Consider the following 21305-nt stretch of genomic DNA (forward strand, 5'->3'; position numbering starts at 1 on the left):
GAGAAACGACCCATGAATACGCTCGCAGTCATCGGCCTCGGCTATGTGGGCCTGCCCCTGGTGGTGGAGTTTGGCAAGCAGATGCGCACCATCGGCTTCGACATCGCCAAGTTCAAGGTCGAGGCCTGCCAGCGTGGCACCGACCCCAGCCGCGAGCTGAGTGACGAGGAAGTCCAGGCCGCCAAGCACGCCATCTACACGGATGACCCCGCCATGCTGGCCGAGGCCGACGTCATCATCGTCGCCGTGCCCACGCCGGTCGACGAAGCCCACATCCCCGACTTCCGTCCGCTGATTGGCTCCTCCACGAGCGTCGGCCGCAACATGAAGAAGGGCGCCATCGTCGTCTACGAGAGCACGGTCTATCCGGGTGCCACCGAGGAGGTCTGCATCCCGGTGCTGGAGCGCGAGTCCGGCCTGAAATGGAAGCAGGACTTCTTCGTCGGCTACAGCCCCGAGCGCATCAACCCGGGTGACAAGGAACACACGCTGACCAAGATCCTGAAGATCGTCTCCGGCGACACGCCCGAGACGCTCGACGCGGTCGCCAAGGTCTACGAGAAGATCATCGTCCCCGGCGTGCACCGCGCGTCCAGCATCAAGGCTGCCGAGGCCGCCAAGGTCATCGAGAACACGCAGCGCGACCTCAACATCGCGCTGATGAACGAGCTGTCCATCATCTTCGACAAGCTCGGCATCGACACCACGGAGGTGCTGGAGGCTGCCGGCACCAAGTGGAACTTCCTGAAGTTCAAGCCGGGCCTGGTCGGCGGCCACTGTATCGGCGTGGACCCGTACTACCTGACCCACAAGGCCGACATGCTGGGTTACCACCCGCAGGTCATTCTGGCCGGCCGGCGCATCAATGACGGCATGGGCAAGTTCATCGCCGAGCAGACGATCAAGCACATGATCGCCAGCGGCAGCTACATCAAGGGGGCGCGCGTCAACGTGCTGGGCCTGACTTTCAAGGAGAACTGCGGCGACCTGCGCAACTCCAAGGTCATCGACATCATCAACGAGTTGAAGACCTATGGCGTCGAGGTCTTCGTGACCGACGCCCAGGCCGAGGCCGACGAGGCCATGCACGAGTACGGCGTGCGCCTGATGCCCTTTGACGAACTGCCCCGCGCCGACGCCATCGTTGCCGCCGTGTCGCACCGCGAGTACGCGAACCTGTCGGTCGAGGACCTCGGGAAGAAGCTCGTCAAGGGCGGCGCCTTCATCGACGTGAAGGCGGCCTTCGACGCCAAGACGCTGGTGGACGCGGGTTTCCGTCTCTGGCGCCTGTGAACCCAGCCGGCGGCGCCGACCCGCGGCCGCTGGTCGCCCACCTGCTGAACCGTTTTGACACCGGCGGGCTGGAGAACGGCGTCGTCAACCTGATCAACCACCTGCCGGCCTTCCGGCATGCGGTGATCGCGGTGACGGAAATCACCCCGTTCAAAGAACGGGTCAGCGCGCCGGACACGCAGTTCTTCGCGCTGAACAAGCCGCCGGGCCAGGGCTTCTGGCTCTATCCGCGCGTCTACGAGTTGCTGCGTCGGCTGCGGCCGGCCGTCGTGCACACGCGCAACCTCGGCGCGATGGAATTCCAGCTGCCGGCCTGGGCCGCGCGCGTGCCGCTGCGCCTGCACAGTGAGCACGGCTGGGACGTCAACGACCTCGGCGGCGTCAGCCGCACCAACCAGCGCCTGCGGCGTGTCTACGGCGCGGGCACGCATCGCTTCGTCGCGCTGTCCAAGGCCATCGAAACCTATTTGACCGGCCCGGTGGGTTTTGCGCCCGAGCGCGTGCTGCGCATCTGCAATGGCGTCGACACGCAGCGGTTTGCGCCGGCCGTGACAGCGCCCGAGGCCTGGCCGTATCGTCGCGGCAAGCATCTCGTCATTGGCGCCGTGGGCCGCATGCAGGCCGTCAAGGACCCGCTGAATCTCGTGGACGCCTTCTTGCGCCTGCGCGAACTCAGCCCGGCCGACTGGCCCCGCCTGCGGCTTGTCATGCTGGGTGGCGGGCCACTGCTCGATGCGGCGCGCGAGCGCCTGGCCCAGGCTGGCGCTGCCGATCAGGCCTGGCTACCGGGTGACCGCAGTGACGTTGCTGAATTGCTGCCGCAGATCGACATCTTCGCGCTGCCCTCGCAGTCGGAAGGCATCAGCAACACGCTGCTCGAAGCCATGGCCTGCGGTTGCACGCCGGTGGCGACCGACGTGGGCGGCAACCCGGAGCTGGTGGAGCAGGGTACCAATGGCCTGCTGGTGCCGGCCCGGGATGACGGCGCACTGGCCCAAGCCCTTGCGCGCCTCGTGAACGAGCCGGCGCTGTGCCGGCGGTTCGCCCAGGCCTCACTGGCGCGCGCACGCGCCCAGTTCAGCCTGGACGACATGATCGCCGCCTACGGTGCCTTGTACGCTTCGGCGGCGCGCGGGCGCAGCTCGTAGGCCGGGAAGCCGCCGGCGTCGATCGGCCCGCTGATGGCGTAGCGGGCAGCCAGATGCTCGCGCAGCTTGGCGCGCGGCAGACCGCCCAGGGCCACCTGCATGACGGGGCCACGCCAGTCTTGCTCGTCCAATGCACGGAACACCAGCACCCGGCCGCCACGCGCCAGGGCTGCGTCCACATGCGTGTCGAGACCAGCCAGAAGCGCGGGCACATCGGCCTTGGTCTCGTTCATCTGCACGAGGTCGATGTTGAAACGCTCGATGCCGGGCGTGTCGAACAAGCTGCTGTCCGGTTCGCCCGGATAGGCGGCAAAGCCGACGTAAAGCCCCTGGGGTCCCAGCGCCGTCTGCAACGCCTGCTGGCGCTCGGCCAGCGCGAAGCGGGCTTTGGGGATGCCGTAGCCCACGAGGTTGACGACCAGCAGCACCGGCATCGCCACACCCAGCAGCCAGGCGTCCAGCCAGCGCCGGCGCAATTGCAGTGCGAGCACGGTGACCGGCATCGTGAATTGGAACCAGTGCTCGGGATCGTTGAGGTTGTAGTAATAGGAGAAGGCTGCCGCGCCGAGCACGAAGGCCCAGGGCGAGAGCAACCCCGGCTCGGTCTTGCGCAGAGCCTGGCGTGCACCGGTGACAAAGGTCGCCAGCAGCAGCCCGCCCACGAGCGCCGCCAGCAGGGCTTGGCCGAGCAGTGAGGGCAGCACGGCCTTCAAGTCAGGCAGCCAGCCCCACATGTAGGCCCGGCCCAGCGTGCCCAGCGACGGCAGGAAGGCGAAGTTGTTGATCAAGCTGAAGGCAAAGCGCAGCGGCATCTCCTTCCAGGAGACCAGCCAGTTCTGCAAGGCCTGCTTTTCCTTCAGACCACCCAGCGTGAAGCCCAGCAGGTCCTGAGCATTCGTCGTGCCGGTCTGGCGCGCCGTGGCATAGGCCGCCAGCAGCAGTGCGAAGCCGACGACGGCCAGCGTGACCGCGTAGGGCAGTGTGTCGCGAACGGCCTTGGCCAGGCCATTGCGGCGCGTGCCGCGGATCAGCATGAACAAGGCCAGCAGCAGCGCCTGCGGCAGCACGCTGACGAGCAAGTTCACGCCGATGCCCGACCACGCGGCGCTGGTGACCATGTCGCGCAGGCCCGGTTCACCCGCAGCTTCGGCCCGCTCCCAGCGCAACGCGTGGTGCAACGCCAGCGCCAGGGCGGGGAACACCATCAGCTTGATGTGTGCCGTTGGGCCCAGCGTGACCAGGTTGAAGCTGGCCGCGACGAAGACGACGGTGGCGACGCTCTTCCACAAGCTGTGGCCGGCTTCGCGCAGCGTCGCGAAGAACACCGCACAGCCCAGGCCCACCGAGACGACATTGATGGCTTCCAGGCTGTGGTTGATGCCCAGCAGGCCGCCGCTGGCGCGGTAGAGCAGCATCGCCAGCGGCTGCATCCACAGATGGCCCAGGTCCCAGAAGAAGCTGTTGGCGCCCAGTTCATGCCAGTAGCGGTCGACGTCATCGACCTTGATGCGCGAGCACAGCAGCGCATAGGCTGCCGCAACGGCAAAAGCGACCAGCGTGGTGGCAAGGCTGAATCTTCTTGGTTTCGTATGAGCCATGGCGCTACGTGAGTGACGGGGCGGTCGCGTCCTGCCGGGTGATCTGCAGCCAGTACCTGGCCATCAACACCACGGCGGCGCAGTTGGCGGCAATGCCGAGGGGGCGCACCAGCGGGCCAGGCAGGTCGGTCAGATAGCCGAGGTAGGCCGTCAGCGAACCCAGCTGCACCAGGCAGGCGATGGGAATCCAGCGCCGGTCGCGCGCGGCCAGCACCAGCGTCAGGATGTCGGCCGGATAGAAATATCGGTCGTGCATCTTTGGGAGCAGGAACGGCACGACCATCGCGCTGGTGCAGGCCAGTGCCAGCACGTGCTGCGGAGATTTGCGCAGAAGGCGCAGGCTGAACGCGATCCAGAACAATGAAAACCCGACCGCGATGACGAGCCCGGCGATCAGCGCGACACGCTGCGCCTGCGGATTTGCAAACGCATACTTCGCCAAGGTCCACAGATTGGGTGCGCCATAGGACAGCTCGGACTCCGACGTGGCCTGTTGGAAATAGACGCTCAAGGCGCCGACCCAGGTGTGACCGGCCAGCACGCTGGGGAGCATCCAGGCCAGATAGGCAAGGACCGCCGCGGCTACCGCTGCGACACGCTGGCGGCCCGCCCAGAGTGCCGCCACGAGCACGGGGCCGGCGAATGCGGTCTGCAGTTTGAACGCCACGGCCGTGGAGAAGGCGACGCTGGCCCACAGGGGGCGTTGCCGTTCGACCAGCAGCAACCCGACCAGCAGCCAGAACGTGTAGATCGCGTCGCATTGGCCCCAGGTGGCGGAGTTCAGCCAGACCGTGGGCAGGGCCAGCACGCCGAAGAACAGCAGCAACCGCCGTTCCGAGTGGGCGCTCTTGTGGATGGCCGCCGCCGCGGCGAGCGCCAGCGCCACGTCGAACAGCGTCGAGATGAGCTTGGTGACGTCTTCCGGGCTGGCCTGCGGCAGGAGGCTCTTGCCGATCAGCAGCAGGTAGAGATAGGGCGGGTTGTAGTTGGCCTCGACCGTCGCCAGCCCGTTGAAGCCGTGCTGGCCCAGGTGGTTGATCCAGGGATAGAGGAAATGAGCGACGTCCCGCGACAGGAAATCCCAGTGCCACCAGCGGCCCAGCACCGCGAAGACGGCCAGCGCCAGCAGCGCCGCGATGGCCACGCTGCGGCGCGGCGTCTGCGTGGCCAGCGGTTGATCCGGTAGGGAGGGTGTCATGACCGCAACTGCCTAGGCGGCGTCGGTCGGGCCCGACTCGCCTGACGACCAGGCGCCCGCGATGGCTTCGACATGGAAACGCGGCCTTTGCTTGCTGGCCTCGTAGACCTTGGCCAGGTATTCGCCGATGACACCCAGGCTCAGCAGCTGGATGCCGCCGAGCAGGTACATCGGGATCACCGTGGACGCCCAGCCGGGCAGGGCCACGTCGGTGAACAGCCGGATGGCCAGCGCCCACAGGCCGAACGCCACGCTGACGATGGAGACCATCGCGCCGAGGCCGGTGATGGCCCGCAGCGGCGCGGCCGAGAACGACGTGACGCCACGCCAGGCCAGGCTCAGCATCTTGCTGAGCGGGTACTTGGATTCGCCGGCAAAGCGTTCGGCGCGGTCGAAGGCGACGACGCTGCTGCGAAAACCCAGCTGCGGGATCATGCCGCGCAGGAAGAGGTGGGTCTCGCCGTAGCTGCGCAGCGCCTCCAGTGGGCGGCGGCCCATCAGGCGGTAGTCGGCGTGGTTGAAGACCACTTCGACGCCCATGGCCGCGAGCACCTTGTAATACCCCTCGGCGGTGAAGCGCTTGAAGAAGGTGTCGGTGTCGCGGCGGCGGCGCACCGCGTAGACGAGTTCACTGCCGTTGCGGAAGGCGCGGATCATGTCCGGGATGATGGACAGGTCGTCCTGCAGGTCGGCGTCCAGGCTGATCAGCGCGTCGCCGCCGACCGACATCAGCCCGCACAGCAGCGCGTTTTGGTGCCCACGGTTGCGGCTGAGCTTGATGCCGCAGGCGTCGCTGCGCTCGCGGGCCAGCGTCTCGATGAGCGCCCAGGTGCCGTCGCGGCTGCCGTCGTCGATGTAGTAGGCCGAGCTGGCCGGCGCGATCAGGCCTTCGGCCTTCAGCTCGCCCAGCAGCACGCCGAGGCGGCTGGCCGTCTCGCGCAGCACGGCTTCCTCGTTGTAGCAGGGCAGCACGAAGTTGACGACGGGCGGTTGCTCGACGACCCAGCTGGCGCGGGCGAAACGGGCGGGATTGATCAGGTCCATGGCTGGAAGGCAGTCAAGATTTGCGGAACACCCAGAGGCGGCTGAGGGCGAAATTGCTGGCCAGCACGCCGGCAGTGGCGATCAGCTGGCCAGGTATGGCATGCAGGCCCAAGGCGACGGCAAGGCGCAGCAGGCCGGCGTTCAGCGCGCAGCCCACCGCCACCATGGCCATAAAGCGCAGCTGCTGGGCGCGATTGCTGGCATGGCTGCCCTGTGCGGCAAAGGTCAGGCGTGCGTTGGCCCAGTAGTTGAACGCGGCGCTGATCAGAAAGCTCACCGTCGACGCAGCTACCAGCGGCAGCCAGCCCGCCAGCACGAACCCGGCTGTCAGCAGGTATTGCAGCAGCGTGGCAAGTACGCCGACGGACAGGAAGGAGAACAGCTGGGCGATCAAGGCTTGGACGGCGGCTTGGTAACGGGCGCCGAAGTATCGGCGCTCGCGGACGCACGACGATCCCGCCTCCCGAGGGCCCGGCATCCCCCGTACAGGGGGTGAACCCGTGCGCGACGTCACGCCGGGCGGCCGGATACGCGGGTGGCGTCACCAAGCTCGGTAAGAATCCGCCTTTCCCTGCGCCGCGCCGGCGTGGGTTCCTCCACGGCTGAATCAGGTCCAACCCATGTGCGGCATCACCGGTCTGTTCGACACCCGCGGCCAGCGCCTCCCCGAGCGGGACCGCCTGCACCGGATGAACGAGTCCCAGCACCACCGCGGCCCGGACGAGGGTGACCTGCACATCGAGCCCGGCGTGGGCTTCGGCCACCGCCGCCTGTCGGTCATCGACATCGCGACAGGCCAGCAACCCATCTTCAACGACGACAAGTCGGTGGCCCTGGTCTTCAATGGCGAGGTCTACAACTATCTCGAGCTGATGGACGAGCTGCGCGGCCACGGCTATGTGTTCCGCACCAAGAGCGACTCGGAAGCCATCGTGCGCGCCTGGGAGCACTGGGGCGAGGACTGCGTGCACCACCTGCGTGGCATGTTCGCGTTCATGATCCACGACCGCAAGCGCGACTGCCTCTTCATGGCTCGCGACCGCCTGGGCGTGAAGCCGTTGCACTACGCGCTGACCGAGGACGGCTGGCTGCTGTTCGGTTCTGAGCTGAAGAGCCTGATGGCCCACGGCGGCTTGCGCCAGGAGATCGACGCGCGCGCCGTCGAGGCTTATTTCGCGCTGGGCTATGTGCCCGATCCCGGGACCATCTACAAGCATGCCAAGAAGCTCGCGCCGGGCCACCGCCTGCTCGTCAAGCGCGGCCAGGCGCTGGGCACGCCGCAGCGCTACTGGGACGTCAAGTTCACGCTGGACGCCAAGATCGGCGAGGAAGAGGCCGCGCAGGAGCTGCGCCGCCAGCTGTCCGAGTCGGTCAAGCTGCGCCTGAAGGCCGAGGTGCCGCTGGGCGCCTTCCTGTCGGGCGGCGTGGATTCGAGCGCCGTGGTGGCTGCGATGGCGCAGCTGGACGACCAGCCCGTCAACACCTGCTCCATCGGCTTCGACGATCCCAAGTTCAACGAGACGCAGTTCGCTCAACAGGTCGCGGACCGCTACCGCACCAATCACCGCGTCGAGACCGTCAGCAGCGACGACTTCGGCCTGGTCGACCTGCTGGCCCATCTCTACGACGAGCCCTATGCCGACTCGTCGGCCATCCCCACCTACCGCGTCTGCGAGCTGGCGCGCAAGCACGTGACCGTGGCGCTGAGCGGCGACGGCGGCGACGAAAGCCTGGGCGGCTACCGCCGCTACAAGATGCACATGATGGAAGAGCGCATGCGCAGCGCCTTCCCGCCCGCGTTGCGCCGGGGCGTCTTCGGCCCGCTGGCCAAGCTCTACCCCAAGGCCGACTGGGCGCCGCGCGTGTTCCGCGCCAAGACCACCTTCCAGGCCATCGCCCGCAACTCGGTCGACGCCTACTTCAACACCATGGGCCTGGTGCGCGACCCGCTGCGCCAGGAGCTGTTCAGCGACGGCTTCAAGCGCGAGCTGCAGGGCTGGCATGCCAGCGAGATCTTCCACGAGCACGCGCAACGGTCGGGCACGGATGACCCGCTCGCGCTGGTGCAGTACCTTGACATCCACACCTACCTGCCCGGCGACATCAACACCAAGGTCGACCGCGCCAGCATGGCGCACAGCCTGGAAGTGCGCGAGCCGCTGATGGACCACAAGCTGGTCGAATGGGTGGCCACGCTGCCGTCCGCGCTGAAGCTGCGTGGCCAGGAAGGCAAGTACATCTTCAAGAAGGCGCTGGAGCCCATGCTGCCGCACGACGTGCTGTACCGGCCCAAGATGGGCTTCGCCGTGCCGCTGGCGCGCTGGCTGCGCGGGCCGCTGCGCGAGCAGACCCGCCAGGCGCTGCAGCACGGTGCGCTGGCCCAGACCGGCTGGTTCAACCCCACCGTCATCAGCCGCCTGCTGGACCAGCACGAGCGCGGCGCAATGGACCATGCCCAGCCGCTGTGGGTGCTGCTGATGTTTGACGCCTTCCTGCGCAATGCGGGCCTGGGCACCGCCGCCGTGCCCACCCGGGCCGCGGCCTGAAATCACAAGGACAAGCAATGAAGGTTTCGGTTTTCGGTCTCGGCTACGTCGGCGCGGTGTCCTGCGCCTGCCTGCCCGAACTCGGCCACGACGTGGTGGGCGTGGACATCAACCCGCTCAAGGTCGAGCTGATCGCGTCGGGCCAGTCGCCGGTGGTGGAGGAGGGCATCGAGGAGCTGATCGGCGCCGCCGTCAAGGCCGGCAAGCTGACCGCCACGCGCGACGTGGCCGCGGCCGTGCGCGACACCGAGATCTCGCTGATCTCCGTCGCCACGCCGTCTCTGCCCAACTACATGCCCGACCTGACCGCGCTGGATGCCGTCGTCGGCCAGATCGGCGCCGAGATCGCCAAGAAGGACGGCCCCCACACACTGGTCATCCGCAGCACCGTGGCGCCGGGCACCACGCGCGCGCGCATCGCGCCGCTGCTGGAGAAGGCCGCGGGCCGCAAGATCGGCGATCGCTTGAGCCTCGTTTTCAACCCGGAGTTCCTGCGTGAGGGCTCGTCGGTCTCCGACTTCCACAACCCACCGCAGACCATCGTCGGCAGCCTGGACGAGGCCGGTGTGGAGGTCATGAAGCGCCTGTACACCGGCGTGCCGGGCAACTTCGTCGCGGCGGACGTGGGCGTGGCCGAGTCGGTCAAATACCTGTGCAACGTCTTCCATGCGCTGAAGATCGTCTTCGCCAACGAGGCTGGCGCGGTGCTGAAGGAAACCGGTCTGGACTCCCGTGACGTGCTGGAGCTGTTCTGCCGTGACACCCAGCTCAACATCTCCAAGGCCTATCTGCGCCCCGGCTTCGCCTTCGGCGGCTCCTGCCTGCCCAAGGAGGTCAAGGGCTTCCTGACCATCGCCCGCGAGCGCGGCGTCGACATCCCCGTGCTGGGTTCGCTGCTGGACAGCAACGACGCCCACATCGGCCGCGCCTACGAGTTGATCGCCGCCGCCGGCCGCAAGCCGGTCGCGCTGTTCGGCCTGGCCTTCAAGCCCGGCACCGACGACCTGCGCGACTCGCCGCTGGTCGTGCTGGCCGAGCGCCTGCTGGGCAAGGGCTTCGACCTGGCCATCTACGACAAGTTCGTCAAGATCGCGCGGCTGCTGGGCAAGAACAAGGAATACATTGACCGCGAGATTCCCCACCTCGACAAGCTGCTGCATGAGACGCCCGACGCCGCGCTGGCGCGCGCCGAGATCGTGGTCGTGGGCCATGCGGATGCCGAGACGCGCCAGCGCATCATCGCGTTGGCCAAGGGCGCTCGCGTCGTCGATCTGAACGGTTACGCCGACCTGCGTGCCGCGGGCTTCGCGCAGTACGAGGGCATCTGCTGGTGACACGCCTGCGCGTTGCTTTCATCTCGCCGGTTTTCCTGTTCCCTGCGGACGCTGGCGGCAAGATCCGCACCGGCAACATCCTGCGCGGCCTGAAGGAGAGTGGCCAGTTCGACATCACGCTGCTGTCGCCGGCCACGGCCGAGCAGCAGCGTGAATGGCAGGGCGAGCTGGGCAAGCAATGCGAGCGCTTCATCGGCTGGACGCCGAGCGCGCCGGCGCCGCGCTGGCGGCGTGCGCCTGATCTGATGTCGGCGCTGCCGATCAATGTCGCGTCCGACCGCACGCCGGCGGCCCTGGCCGCGGTGCAGAACCTGCTGGCCGCCGAGGCCTTCGACGTGGTCGTCTTCGACTTCGTCCACGCCGCCGTGCTGCGTCCTGAGGGGCTGAAAGGTGCGACGGTCTGCTTCACGCACAACGTCGAGACGGAGATCTTCGAGCGCCACGCCAAGACGGCCTCAAGCGCGCCGCTGCGCTGGCTTTGGGCCTCGCAGGCGGGCAAGATGCGCCGCTTCGAGCGCGAGGCCTTGAGCCGCTTCACGCGCGTCGTCGCCGTGTCGGAGCGCGACGCCAACAAGTTCGCCGCCGACGGCCTGACGACGGCGCGGGCCATCCCTACCGGCGTGGACCTCGACTTCTTCTCCTGGCAGGCGCCGGCCGAGGGCCGCCCCACCGTCGTCTTCACCGGCTCCATGGACTGGGAGGCCAATGTCGACGGCATCCGCTTCTACATCGACGAGGTTTGGCCGCGCGTGCGCGCCCAGGTGCCGAACGCGCAGTTGCGAGTCGTCGGCAAGAACCCGCCTGCGTCGCTGCTGCAACGCAACGTGCCTGGCGTGACATTCACCGGCTTCGTCGATGACGTTCGCGACCACGCGCGCGACGCGCAGGCCTTCGTCATCCCGTTGCGTGTCGGCGGCGGCACCCGCATCAAGGCCTTCGAAGCCATGGCCATGGGCCTGCCGGTCGTGTCAACGACCATTGGCATCGAGGGCCTGGACGTCGACGACGGCACGCATTTCCTGCGCGCCGACGGGGCCGAGGCGCTGGCCGACGCGACGCTGAAGCTGATCGCCGACGGGGCGCTGCGCCTGAAGCTGTCGCGCGCAGCGCGCGAGCTGGTCGAAGCCCGCTTCGGCCACCGCGTTGCGGCCGAGGTGTTCGGCCGTGTCCTCGTCGAGGCAGTCGAGGCGGCAGCGTGAACAAGCTGAAGGTGCTGACCTTCTCCACGCTGTTTCCCAGCAGCGTGCGGCCTGGTCACGGCATCTTCGTGGAGACGCGGCTGCGCGAATTGCAGAAGTGCGGCGAGATCGAGTCGCGCGTGATCGCTCCCGTGCCATGGTGGCCTTCGGCGCATCCGCTTTGGGGTGAATACGCCAGGTTCGCCGCCACGCCTGCCCGAGAGCAACGCAACGGGCTGGACGTGCTGCATCCTCGCTACCTGCTGCTGCCCAAGATCGGCATGTCGTCGGCGCCGCTGTCGCTGGCCCGTGGCGCCTGTGCGGCCGTGCAGACCCTGCTGGACGAAGGCTTTGACTTCGACCTCATCGATGCCCACTACTTTTATCCCGATGGTGTCGCCGCGGCCTGGCTGGCGCGTCGCTTTGGCAAGCCGCTCGTGATCAGCGCGCGCGGCTCGGACCTGAATCTGATCGGCCAGATGCCTGCCCCGAGACGGCGCATGCTGGCTGCTGCGCAGCAGGCAGGCGCCTGCATCGGTGTGAGCCAGGCACTGGTGGACGTGCTGCGCGGCTGGGGTGTTGCCGAGGCCAAGCTGCATTGCATGCCCAACGGCGTCGATCTGGAGCGCTTCAAGCCCATGGCGCGCGCCGAGGCGCGGTCCCGGCTGGGCCTGCCAGTCGACGGTCGCTTGCTGATCGGCGTGGGCAATCTGCTTGAAGTGAAGGGCCAGCATCTGCTGGTCGATGCGCTGGGTCTGCTGGCGCAGGAGATGCCCGACCTCACTCTCGCACTCGTGGGTGAGGGGCCGCAGCGTGCCGCCCTGGCCGCCCAGGCGCAAGCCCTGGGTCTGGACGAGCGGGTGCGCCTGGTCGGTCGGATCGATCAGGCTGGCCTGGCCAACTGGTACGCCGCGGCGGATTGCATGGGTTTCATGTCCAGCCGCGAGGGCATGCCCAATGCGGTGTTGGAGTGCCTGGCCTGCGGTACGCCGGTCATCGCCACGCGCGTGGGCGGCCTGCCCGAAGTGATCACGAAACCCGCTCTGGGCGAGTTGCTGCCGGAGCGGTCGGCCGCCGCTCTGGCCGCCGCACTGCGGCGCTGGCTGGCCCGCAAGCCGGACGCCACCGTGATCCGCAGCCATGCGTTGGCGTGGGACTGGGCGGCGCTCATTCCGGGCCTGCGCGATTTACTGCACTCGGTGGCCGACAAGGAGACTGCCCATGCGTGACTTGCTGCTGGCCGTGATGCTGGGTTGGATCACCTTGCAGGCCCTGCGTCGGCCCTGGATCGGCATCCTGGGCTGGACCTGGGTCAGCATCATGAACCCCCACGCGCTGTCGTGGACGCTGAGCGCCTTCCCCGTCGCGGCCATCGTCGGCGGTGCCACGCTGGTCGGCCTCTTCATCACCCAGGACAAGCGTGATTTCACGCTCTACCGGGAGAGCATGGCCCTGCTGGTCTTCATGGTCTGGATGTGCATCACCTTGCCCTTCTCCATGATGTACGACGACAGCTATGGCCTGTGGACGCGGGTCATGAAGATCGACCTAATGGTGCTGGTGTCCATCGTCGTGCTGCAGTCCAAGCGGCATTTGATGCTGTTCATCTGGATCAACGTCATCTCGATCGCGTTCTACGGCGTCAAGGGCGGTGCCTTCACCATCCTCACCGGCGGCAGCTACAAGGTCTGGGGACCGACGAACACCTACATCGAGGGCAACAATGAAGTGGCCCTGGCCATCGTCATGGTGATCCCGTTGATGCGCTTCCTGCAGCAGCAGATGCAGTCCCGGTGGGCCAAGACGACGATGACCGTCTGCATGGTGCTGATGGCGGCATCGGCGCTGGGCAGTCACTCGCGCGGCGCCCTGCTGGCGATCGCCGCGATGGCCCTGGTCCTGTGGTGGCGGGGCAAGAACAAGTTCGTCATGGCCATCGGCATGGTGGTCGTGGGTGCGGTTCTGCTGTCATTCATGCCGGCCGAATGGTGGGAGCGCATGAACACCATCAAGACCTACCAGACGGACACCTCCGCGATGGGGCGCATCAACGCCTGGTGGATGGCCTTCAACCTTGCCAAGGCGAACTTCTTCGGCGGCGGCTTCTTCATCTGGTGCGGCCCGATCTTTGCGATCTATGCCCCCGATCCGCTCGATCCGCACGCAGCCCACAGCATCTACTTCATGGTGTTGGGCGAACAGGGCTTCATCGGCCTGTTCCTCTTCTTGCTGATCTTCGGCCTGGTCTGGTCGACATCGGGTCGCTTGCTTACACAAGGCCGGCGCCAGCCCGAGACGCAATGGATGTCTGATCTGGGTGGCATGCTGCAGGTCAGCTTGGTGGGCTACGCGGTCGGAGGAGCTTTCTTGAGCCTCTCGTACTGGGACCTGCCCTACAACCTGATGGTGATGGCGGTCGTCGGGCGCAGATGGCTGCAGAACAAGGCCTGGTTGACCGAGAAGCCGGAACCCCTGGTCAATCTGCCGCTCTTCGTTCGGCGCATGTTCAAACCGCGACCCGGCAAGTCGACCACCCTATCGTGATCGCGAGGCTCAACGTGCAGGAGATCTGTTGCAGCGCCGCCCGGCACGCGGACATGCGCACGAGCGCCGCGGAGCGGAGTGCATGACAGTTCACTTCTTCTTGCCCTGCACGCAGGCTCAACTGCAGCGCATGCCGCGCCGCATTGAGGACTATGTCGATTGGCAAAACAGCGAGACCGAGCTCAATCCTTTCCTCGGTCGCTACCACTGGGTGCTTCAGCCCTATCTGCACCTGGCTGCTGCGGGTGCGGACGTTCGGCTGACGCACAGCCTGCCGGACGCCGGCATTGTTTTCAGCCACGTCGAGTGCCTGGATTACGGCATCCGCTCCACCGCGACCCGCATGGTCGTGGCGGCGCTGGTGGACAAGGAGGTGCCCCTGCCGCATGCGGTCCTGCACCTGACCCACAACCCGGTGCAGCGCCTGCGCTTCGGCGTGCCCAGCCGCTACATGCCTCCCTGGCCGCAGATCGGCCTGCTGCCACGCGATCCCGCGCGTGGCGAGCGCTTTGAGACGCTCTACTTCGTCGGCAACCGCGAGAACCTGCACCCCTTCTTCGCCAGTGCGGAGTTCGAGGCGCATCTGCGCCGCCTGGGTTTGCGGCTCGTCATTCCGCCACCTTCCGGCTGGCATGACTTTTCCGACGCGGACGCGGTGCTTGCGGTGCGCAACTTCGGCCTGGCAGAGCCTCATCTGAACAAGCCCGCGCTCAAGCTGCACAACGCCTGGCGGGCCAGCGTGCCCGCAGTGCTGGGCTACGAGTCGGCCTTTCGCGCCGAAGGGCAGCCGGGTGTCAACTACCTCGAGGCCTTGACGGGCGAAGCGGTCGTTGCGGCGATCGAGCAGCTTGCGCAGCAGCCGGCGCAGCGGCGCGCCATCGTGCAGGCCGGCAACGAGGCTGCGCGGGACTTTGCCGATGCGGCGATCCGCGCCGAATGGCTGAATCTGTTGAACGACGATCTGTTGCCACGCTATGCCGCCTGGCGTTCCCGTCCCTGGCTGCGCCTGGCCACTGGGTTGCGCGGCGCCGTTTGGGAGCGCGTGCTGTGGCGCCATCCCGCGAGCTTCCAGCTGCGCCCGCAGCGCTGAACCGGCACCCGCCTGTGCGCTGCCCCATCACGACATGACCTCCGTCCACCGCTCGCTGGCCTTCAGCTTCGTCGAGAAATACGCGGTCACCGCCATCGGCTTGATCTCGTATGTGGTCATCGCGCGCGTGCTGACGCCCGAGGAAGTCGGGCTGTACTCCGCCGTCGCGGCCCTGGCCGGCATGGCGCAGGTGCTGCGGGAGTTCGGCGTCGGCAACTATCTGATCCAGGAGCGCGAACTGTCGCCAGCCAAGATCGATGCGGCAGCGACGCTGACGACGGGGCTGGGGCTGCTGCTGTTCTGCTTGTCCTGGCTGGGCGCCGGCGCGATTGCCGATTTTTACGGCCAGCAGGGCTTGAAGTTGGTCGTCCGCGTGGTCGCGCTGAATTTCCTCGCCTTGCCGTTGTGTTCGGTGTGCTTGTCGCTTTTGCGGCGCGAAATGCGTTTCAAGCGGCTGCTGTTCATCAACGTGCTGGCCACCCTGCTGGGCTTCGTTTCCACGCTGTCGGCGGCGCTGGCCGGACTGGGCCCCGTGAGCCTGGCGCTCGGCGTGCTGATTTGCAACATCGCCACTGCACTGCTGGCCTGGCAGGCGATGGGACCAGGCGCCCGGCCGCGCTTCTGGCGCTGGAACAATGAATGGCGTGGCGCGGTCGCTTTTGGCCGGGCGGGTACGCCGGCCGCAGTCTTGTCCAGCCTGTCATCGGACATCAACGACCTCGCCGTGGGGCGGGTGCTGGGTTTCGGGCCCGCCGCGCTGGTGAGTCGGGCGCTGGGTTTGCTGAATCTGTTCCAGCGCGATTTGATGACGGCTGCGCGCAATGTGGCCTATCCCGCATTCGCTGCGTTGCATCGCGCCGGCGGCGATTTCGAGGGTGGTTTTGTCAAGGCCACGGCGGTCATCACCGCGGTGAGCTTCACCTATTTTGGCTTCATGGCGTTGTTTCCGCTGGAAATGCTGAGGCTGATGGCCGGGCCGAACTGGGATGCTGCCGCGCCGCTGGTGCCGTGGTTTGCGCTCGCCGGGGTATTCGCCTCGGTTTCCACGCTGGTGCCGAACGCGATGCTGGCGGCAGGCCAATTCAAGGTCGCATCGCGGGTGGATATTGCCGTGGGCCTGGCACGCGTAGGTTTGCTGCTGTTTGCGCTCTTCTGCTTTCACAGCATGGAAGCGGTGGCCATCGGTTTGAGCTGTGGCTTCATGTTGGCGCCTTTTGTGCATCTGGGCGTCAAGGCCAAATGCATGGGAGCCGATTGGCCGGCCATGGTGCAGGCGCTGAATCGCAGCATGCGCGTTGCATTACTGACGCTGGCGGTGCCCGCTTTGCTGTCGCTCACACAAGGCTGGCAGCGCACGCAGCCGCTACCGTTGATGGGCTTTCTCCTGACCTGTTTCGGCACCTGCGCGATGTGGTTGATCGCCGTGCACTGGTGTGGCCATCCCCTGGCCCAGGAGCCGGCTTTTCGGCGTTTGACCGGGTTCTTCCTGCGGCGCGCGCCGACCGGCCAGTAATCTTTCGGGCAAGACCGGACAAATGATTGGAATGAAATGAATCCGGACGTGATGATTTCCATCATCTGCTGCACGCACAACCGACAATCCTTCGTCGAGCTGCATTTCGAGAAACTGCGCAGTGATTTGCCGCCCGACGTAGAGTTGATCTACGCGCTCGACAATTGCACAGACGGCACCCACGACTATCTGCTGGCCGCGTCTGCCGGGCAGGCCAACGTGCGGGTTCTCGACTATCGCGGGCCGGGCGGCTTGTTCAATTGCCGGAATTTTGGTTTGGATGCCGCGACCGGCCGCTACATCCACTACCTGGATGACGACGACAGCGTCCAGCCGCAATATCACGAAAAGCTGGTGGAACTATTACGTGGCGGCCGGCTTGACGGGGTAGATGCCTACATCACCGGCATGATGGTCGAGCGCCCCGGGACGCCAAACGAGCGGCAGGTCATCGTGACGCCGGCGCTGGCTCAACGTGGTCAACGTCAGGGCGACGAACTCCACCTGCGCGGCGACTTCTTTTCCACGATGTTGCGTGGCGAGATTTATTTCAATTGCGCCAACGCATTGTTTTCGCGCGCTTTCTTTGCGCGCCATCGGTTTCGCGGCGAAATTCGGAAAAGTGCGGACTGGTTGCTGTATCTGGAAGCCGCGCTGCGACAGGAGTTGTACCTGGTCGTCAATGAAACCTTGAGCGCGAACTATTTCGTGCACACGGCGTCCATGAGCATTTCGCCGGACAAAAGCTACTGGAATGCGCGCATCTTCGACGTGCTTCTGGCGCAGGTGCCGAGGCAGTCGCCCCATCACCAGGAAGTTCGCGCGGCCTGCGCCCAGGCGAATTTCGCGGCCGGTTTCGACAAGCGGCGCGGCAGCAAGGCCGCAGCGCTGACTCACTACGTCCGGGCGCTGCGCCTGGGCCTGGTGGGGCTGGCGCTACGCGGCATCGTGAAGCTGCCTTTCCAGTTCTGAAGCCATGACAGCCACCAGCACGCCCAGGGCCCGAAGCGGGGTACTCCCGGCAAAGCCATGAAGACAGTTTTCACCTTGCTCTCCCCGGCCGGCGCGCGCGCGCGGCTGAATGTCCTGATCTTTCACCGCGTGCTGCGCGAACCCGATCCGCTCTTCCCCGATGAGGTCGACGCGCAGCGCTTCGACGGCCTGCTCGGCTGGATTGCCGATTGGTTCAACGTGTTGCCGCTGGACGAGGCGGTCACGCGCTTGCGCGATGGCAGCCTGCCCGCTCGTGCCGCCGCGCTCACCTTCGACGATGGCTACGCCGACAACCACGACGTTGCCCTGCCGATACTGCGTCGCCACGGTCTGCCGTGCAGCTTCTTTGTCGCGACCGGCTTCCTGGATGGCGGGCGCATGTGGAACGACACGCTGATCGAGGCGGTGCGCCGCAGCCCGCTGCCCTCGCTGGACCTGCGTGACCTGCACGATGCGCAGGGCCTGGAACTGGGCGTGGTGGAACTCGGCGACATGGACCAGCGCCGGCAACGTCTGGCCGGCCTGATCCAGCGCGTGAAGTACCTTGCGCCGGAACCGCGCCTGGCCTGCGTGAATGCCATCGCGCAGCGTGCCGAGGTGCAGCCACCCGACGACTTGATGATGAGCGGCGACCAGGTTCGTGCGCTGCGCGCCGCGGGCATGCAAATCGGCGCGCACACGGTCAGCCACCCCATCCTGGCCACGCTCACGCCCGAGGCAGCCGTGGATGAGATCGCGCGCAGCCGGGATGCGCTGCAGACGCTGCTTGGCGAGCGAGTGGGACTGTTTGCCTACCCCAACGGCAAGCCCGGCACCGACTACCTGCCCGCCGTCCACCCGCGGCTGGTGCGTGAACTGGGCTTCGACGCCGCGGTCTCCACCCACTGGGGCGCGGCGCGGGCGGGTGAGGACTTGTTCCAGATTCCGCGCTTCACGCCCTGGGATCGCAGTCGCATGCGTTTCGGCCTGCGCCTGGCGCGCAACCTGCTGTCATGACCGCGATGTCGCCGCGAACGGCCGCAGCCGCTGCACACGCGCAGGAGGCGCAACTCGACGCCTTGCAGGTGCTGCGTGGCCTGGCGGCCCTGGCCGTCGTGCTGATGCACTTCAAGGAACCCATCGCGCGTTTCTCGCCCGGCCTGGCTGCATTGGCCAGCCACGGCTACGTGGGCGTGGACGTGTTCTTCCTGATCTCCGGTTTCATCATCTATCACGCCACGCGCGCCGAACGGGCGCGCCTTGCCGCGCCCTTCCTGGTGCGGCGGCTGTGCCGGGTGGTGCTGCCCGCCTGGTTTGCGATGGCACTGCTGGTTGCCCTCAAGCCGCCTTATTTGATCGATCTGCTGCGTGGAGTTCTATTCCTGCCTCGCGAGACTGGCCATCCGCCTTACTTGGGCTACGGTTTTCTGATCGTCGCCTGGACGCTGACCTACGAGCTGGTGTTCTACGGGCTGTTTGCCGCGGCCCTGGCGACGGCGTGGGGGCGCGCGCGCCGTGGTGTGCTGGCCGCGGCATTGCTGGTTGGCGTGATGCTGATCGGCCAGGCCGTCGCGGGGCATTTCACGCTCGATGCCGAGGCGACGCTGCCGGTCGGTCGCAGCACTGGCGTGAGCGAAGTGAGCCTGTGGCCGCTGGCGACGCTGCTCAGCAGCCCGATGTTGCTGGAGTTCGTGCTGGGGCTGGGCTTGGCTGCCGCGTTCAGTCATGCCGGTGGGCAGTCATTTCGACGCTGGGCGGGCGCTGTGGCAGTGCTGGGCGTGGTGCTGGCAGCATGTGGCTTGCTGGGGCCTGGTCTCAGCGGCCACGGTCCGACCCGGTCGGGCTTGTTTGCGCTTGGCGTGGTGCTGTTGACGCTGGCCGCGCAGGCCGCGCTGGACGGCAGTCGCCGCGTGGCTGCGTGGCCGCTGCTGCGGCTCGCCGTGTGGCTGGGCGGCTGTTCCTACAGCCTGTATCTGGTGCACCCGCTGGTGAAGACGCTGACGCAGAGCTGGGCCTCAAGGCTGGACGGCGCCGCGCTGGCTGGGCTGACACTGCTCGCCATCGGCGCGTGCATCGCCGCGGCGGGCTTGATGCATCGTTGGGTCGAACTGCCCGCACAGGCCCTGGGCAAGCGCTGGGCGAAACGGTTGAGCCGTTGAGCTTGCGTCAGACGCGCCAGTCCGGCGCGTGCCGGCGCAGCCACTGCTCCAGCATCATCAGGATCCAGACCATCTCGCCGTAATAGCCGGCGTGCTCCTTGAGGCGCTGCGTCAACAGGCTCTCGACGAAGTCCTGGCGCACGATGCCGCGCGCGGCAATACCTCGCAGCGAGTCTGCCGCCAGCGCGTTCAACTCGGCGTCCTTGACGGCCCAGGGGCCGAACGGCAGGCCGAAGCCGTGCTTCTTCTTCGTCAGGATCTCGTCGGGCAGGAAACCGCGCAGCGCCTCCTTGAAGAACCAGCGCAGCTTCAGCCCCTTGAGCTTGTAGCTGGTGGGCAGCTTCAGCGAGAAGTCCAGCAGCCGCGTGTCCAGCAGCGGGAAGCCGACGTCCACGCCGGCCAGCGCCGTCGTGCCGACGACCTTGGGCAGGTCGTTCTCGGCCAGCGTGTAGCGCCAGTCGAAGGCCAGCATCTGGTTGACGAGGCTGGCCTCATGCGGGCCGCTGTTCCAGGTGGCGCGCTGGTGCTGGCGCGGCGCGCCGGTGTCCACGGCGTCCAGGAAGGCGGGCGTCAACACCTCGGCCATGCCCAGGCGGTCCAGCAGGTTGTAGCTCTGCATGCGGTCCGGCATGGGCACGCGCGCCTGGCGGATGTAGCTGGTGCCCTTCTTGAGCAGCGGAATGCTGCCAGTGACGGGGTTGGCGAACAGCGGGTTCAGCACGCCGGTGCGCAGCGGCGATGGGATCTGGCTGTAGACGTGGAAGACCCGTTCCTTGGCATAGCGCGTGTTGCCGCCAAACAGTTCGTCGCCGCCGTCACCGGCCAGCATGCGCGTGTAGCCGTCGTCATGCGCCTTGCGCGCGCAGTAGAAGGCCGGCACGGCCGACGAGTTGCCGAACGGCTGGTCATAGTGGGCGGCGACATCGGGGATGGCGGCGACGAGGTCGGCCGGCGTCACGTAGTACTCGTGGTGGTCGGCGCCGAATGCCTTGGCGGCGATGCGGGCGTAGGCCATCTCGTCGTAGCCCTCGGCCTCGAAGCCGATGGAATAGCTGGCCGGTGCCTGGCCGGTCGCCTCGCGCAGCAGGCCGGCGACGGTAGAGCTGTCGGTGCCGCCTGACAAGAAGCAGGCGGTCTTGCCGTCGCTGGCCAGGCGCTCCTTCACGGCCGTGCGCAGGATGCCGCGGAACTCGTCGCGCAGCGCATCGAAGCTGGGGCTGGGCTGCTCGTCGAAGCGGGCGACCCAGTAGGGCGCGACCGTCAGCTTGCCGTTCTCGTACAGCGCGTAGTGCGCCGGCGGCAGGCGGTGGATGCCGGCGTAGATCGTGCGCGGCGACGGGATGCAGTGGTGGAACAGATAGTCGAAGATGGCCTGGCGGTCGAGTTCGCGGATGCCGAGCTGGCGGGCCAGCGCGTCGGCGCGCGTTGCGAAGTGCAGGCGGCCGTCATGCACGGCGTAGCACAAGCTGTGCACGGCAAAGCGGTCGACGGCGAGAAAGCTGCCGCCGCCGTCGAGGCTCAGCGCAACGGCGAACTCGCCGCCCACGTCGGCCGCGCAGGCAGCGCCGCGCGCCGCATAGGCTTGCTGCCAGGCCGCCAGGGCATCGTTGCTGGGCGTGGCAAAGCGGGGGGTGCCGGAGGCGAAGGGGGTGTCGGGCGGCAGGGCGTGGGCTTGCATGCGGGCTCGC

Annotated in this window: 17 protein-coding genes; 12 read left to right on the plus strand and 5 right to left on the minus strand. The window is 67.0% G+C overall.

From position 1 onward, the window contains the following. The first annotated feature begins 12 nt into the window (after positions 1-12). Entirely contained in the window at positions 13-1293 is a 1281-nt protein-coding gene (locus tag AC1D29_RS03730) for a nucleotide sugar dehydrogenase (protein ID WP_477894551.1), read from the plus strand. Continuing rightward, on the plus strand, positions 1290-2441 hold the full coding sequence (locus tag AC1D29_RS03735) for a TIGR03088 family PEP-CTERM/XrtA system glycosyltransferase (RefSeq protein WP_477894552.1): 1152 nt from the start codon (positions 1290-1292) through the stop codon (positions 2439-2441). The genes AC1D29_RS03730 and AC1D29_RS03735 overlap by 4 nt, the downstream gene beginning before the upstream one ends. On the opposite strand, the gene AC1D29_RS03740 is transcribed toward AC1D29_RS03735, so the two are convergent. The 4 genes from AC1D29_RS03740 to AC1D29_RS03755 are packed head-to-tail and all read right to left on the minus strand — an operon-like array spanning position 2396 to position 6675. Beyond that, a complete protein-coding gene (locus AC1D29_RS03740) occupies positions 2396-4039 on the minus strand; it encodes a hypothetical protein (protein WP_477894553.1) in 1644 nt (547 codons plus the stop codon). The genes AC1D29_RS03735 and AC1D29_RS03740 overlap by 46 nt on opposite strands. Before the next feature lie 4 nt (positions 4040-4043). After that, positions 4044-5237: a glycosyltransferase 87 family protein gene (locus tag AC1D29_RS03745; RefSeq protein WP_477894554.1), complete on the minus strand. Its 1194-nt coding sequence runs from the start codon at positions 5235-5237 to the stop codon at positions 4044-4046. Positions 5238-5249: 12 nt separating this feature from the next. After that, a complete protein-coding gene (locus tag AC1D29_RS03750; protein WP_477894555.1) occupies positions 5250-6281 on the minus strand; it encodes a glycosyltransferase family 2 protein in 1032 nt (343 codons plus the stop codon). Between the two features lie 13 nt (positions 6282-6294). Further along, positions 6295-6675, minus strand: coding sequence for a GtrA family protein (locus AC1D29_RS03755; protein ID WP_477894556.1), 381 nt, complete (start codon positions 6673-6675; stop codon positions 6295-6297). A gap of 226 nt (positions 6676-6901) precedes the next feature. On the opposite strand from AC1D29_RS03755, the gene AC1D29_RS03760 reads away from it, so the two are divergent. From AC1D29_RS03760 to AC1D29_RS03805, 10 genes are read left to right on the plus strand one after another with little or no spacing between them, the layout of a single operon-like run. Then, entirely contained in the window at positions 6902-8827 is a 1926-nt protein-coding gene (locus tag AC1D29_RS03760; protein WP_477894557.1) for an XrtA/PEP-CTERM system amidotransferase, read from the plus strand. Positions 8828-8844: 17 nt separating this feature from the next. Then, entirely contained in the window at positions 8845-10161 is a 1317-nt protein-coding gene (locus AC1D29_RS03765; protein ID WP_477894558.1) for a nucleotide sugar dehydrogenase, read from the plus strand. Beyond that, on the plus strand, positions 10158-11360 hold the full coding sequence (locus tag AC1D29_RS03770; protein ID WP_477894559.1) for a glycosyltransferase family 4 protein: 1203 nt from the start codon (positions 10158-10160) through the stop codon (positions 11358-11360). Before AC1D29_RS03765 ends, AC1D29_RS03770 begins: the two co-directional genes overlap by 4 nt. Further along, a complete protein-coding gene (locus tag AC1D29_RS03775) occupies positions 11357-12568 on the plus strand; it encodes a glycosyltransferase (RefSeq protein WP_477894560.1) in 1212 nt (403 codons plus the stop codon). The genes AC1D29_RS03770 and AC1D29_RS03775 overlap by 4 nt, the downstream gene beginning before the upstream one ends. Next, a complete protein-coding gene (locus AC1D29_RS03780; RefSeq protein ID WP_477894561.1) occupies positions 12561-13883 on the plus strand; it encodes a putative O-glycosylation ligase, exosortase A system-associated in 1323 nt (440 codons plus the stop codon). The genes AC1D29_RS03775 and AC1D29_RS03780 overlap by 8 nt, the downstream gene beginning before the upstream one ends. Positions 13884-13911: 28 nt before the next feature. After that, on the plus strand, positions 13912-14973 hold the full coding sequence (locus AC1D29_RS03785) for a hypothetical protein (RefSeq protein WP_477894562.1): 1062 nt from the start codon (positions 13912-13914) through the stop codon (positions 14971-14973). A gap of 34 nt (positions 14974-15007) precedes the next feature. After that, a complete protein-coding gene (locus tag AC1D29_RS03790; protein ID WP_477894563.1) occupies positions 15008-16486 on the plus strand; it encodes an oligosaccharide flippase family protein in 1479 nt (492 codons plus the stop codon). Between the two features lie 51 nt (positions 16487-16537). After that, on the plus strand, positions 16538-17458 hold the full coding sequence (locus AC1D29_RS03795) for a glycosyltransferase family 2 protein (RefSeq protein WP_477894564.1): 921 nt from the start codon (positions 16538-16540) through the stop codon (positions 17456-17458). A gap of 57 nt (positions 17459-17515) precedes the next feature. Then, complete coding sequence (locus AC1D29_RS03800; protein WP_477894565.1) at positions 17516-18475, plus strand: polysaccharide deacetylase family protein; 960 nt, start codon at positions 17516-17518, stop codon at positions 18473-18475. Positions 18476-18480: 5 nt separating this feature from the next. Continuing rightward, the gene (locus tag AC1D29_RS03805) at positions 18481-19617 is read left to right on the plus strand and encodes an acyltransferase family protein (protein WP_477894566.1); all 1137 of its coding nucleotides are present in this window, start codon (positions 18481-18483) and stop codon (positions 19615-19617) included. Positions 19618-19624: 7 nt separating this feature from the next. Here AC1D29_RS03805 and AC1D29_RS03810 read toward each other — a convergent pair whose 3' ends face one another. Next, on the minus strand, positions 19625-21295 hold the full coding sequence (locus AC1D29_RS03810) for an asparagine synthetase B family protein (RefSeq protein WP_477894567.1): 1671 nt from the start codon (positions 21293-21295) through the stop codon (positions 19625-19627). Positions 21296-21305: the final 10 nt, after the last annotated feature.

The organism is Roseateles sp. P1_C6 (assembly GCF_056406315.1).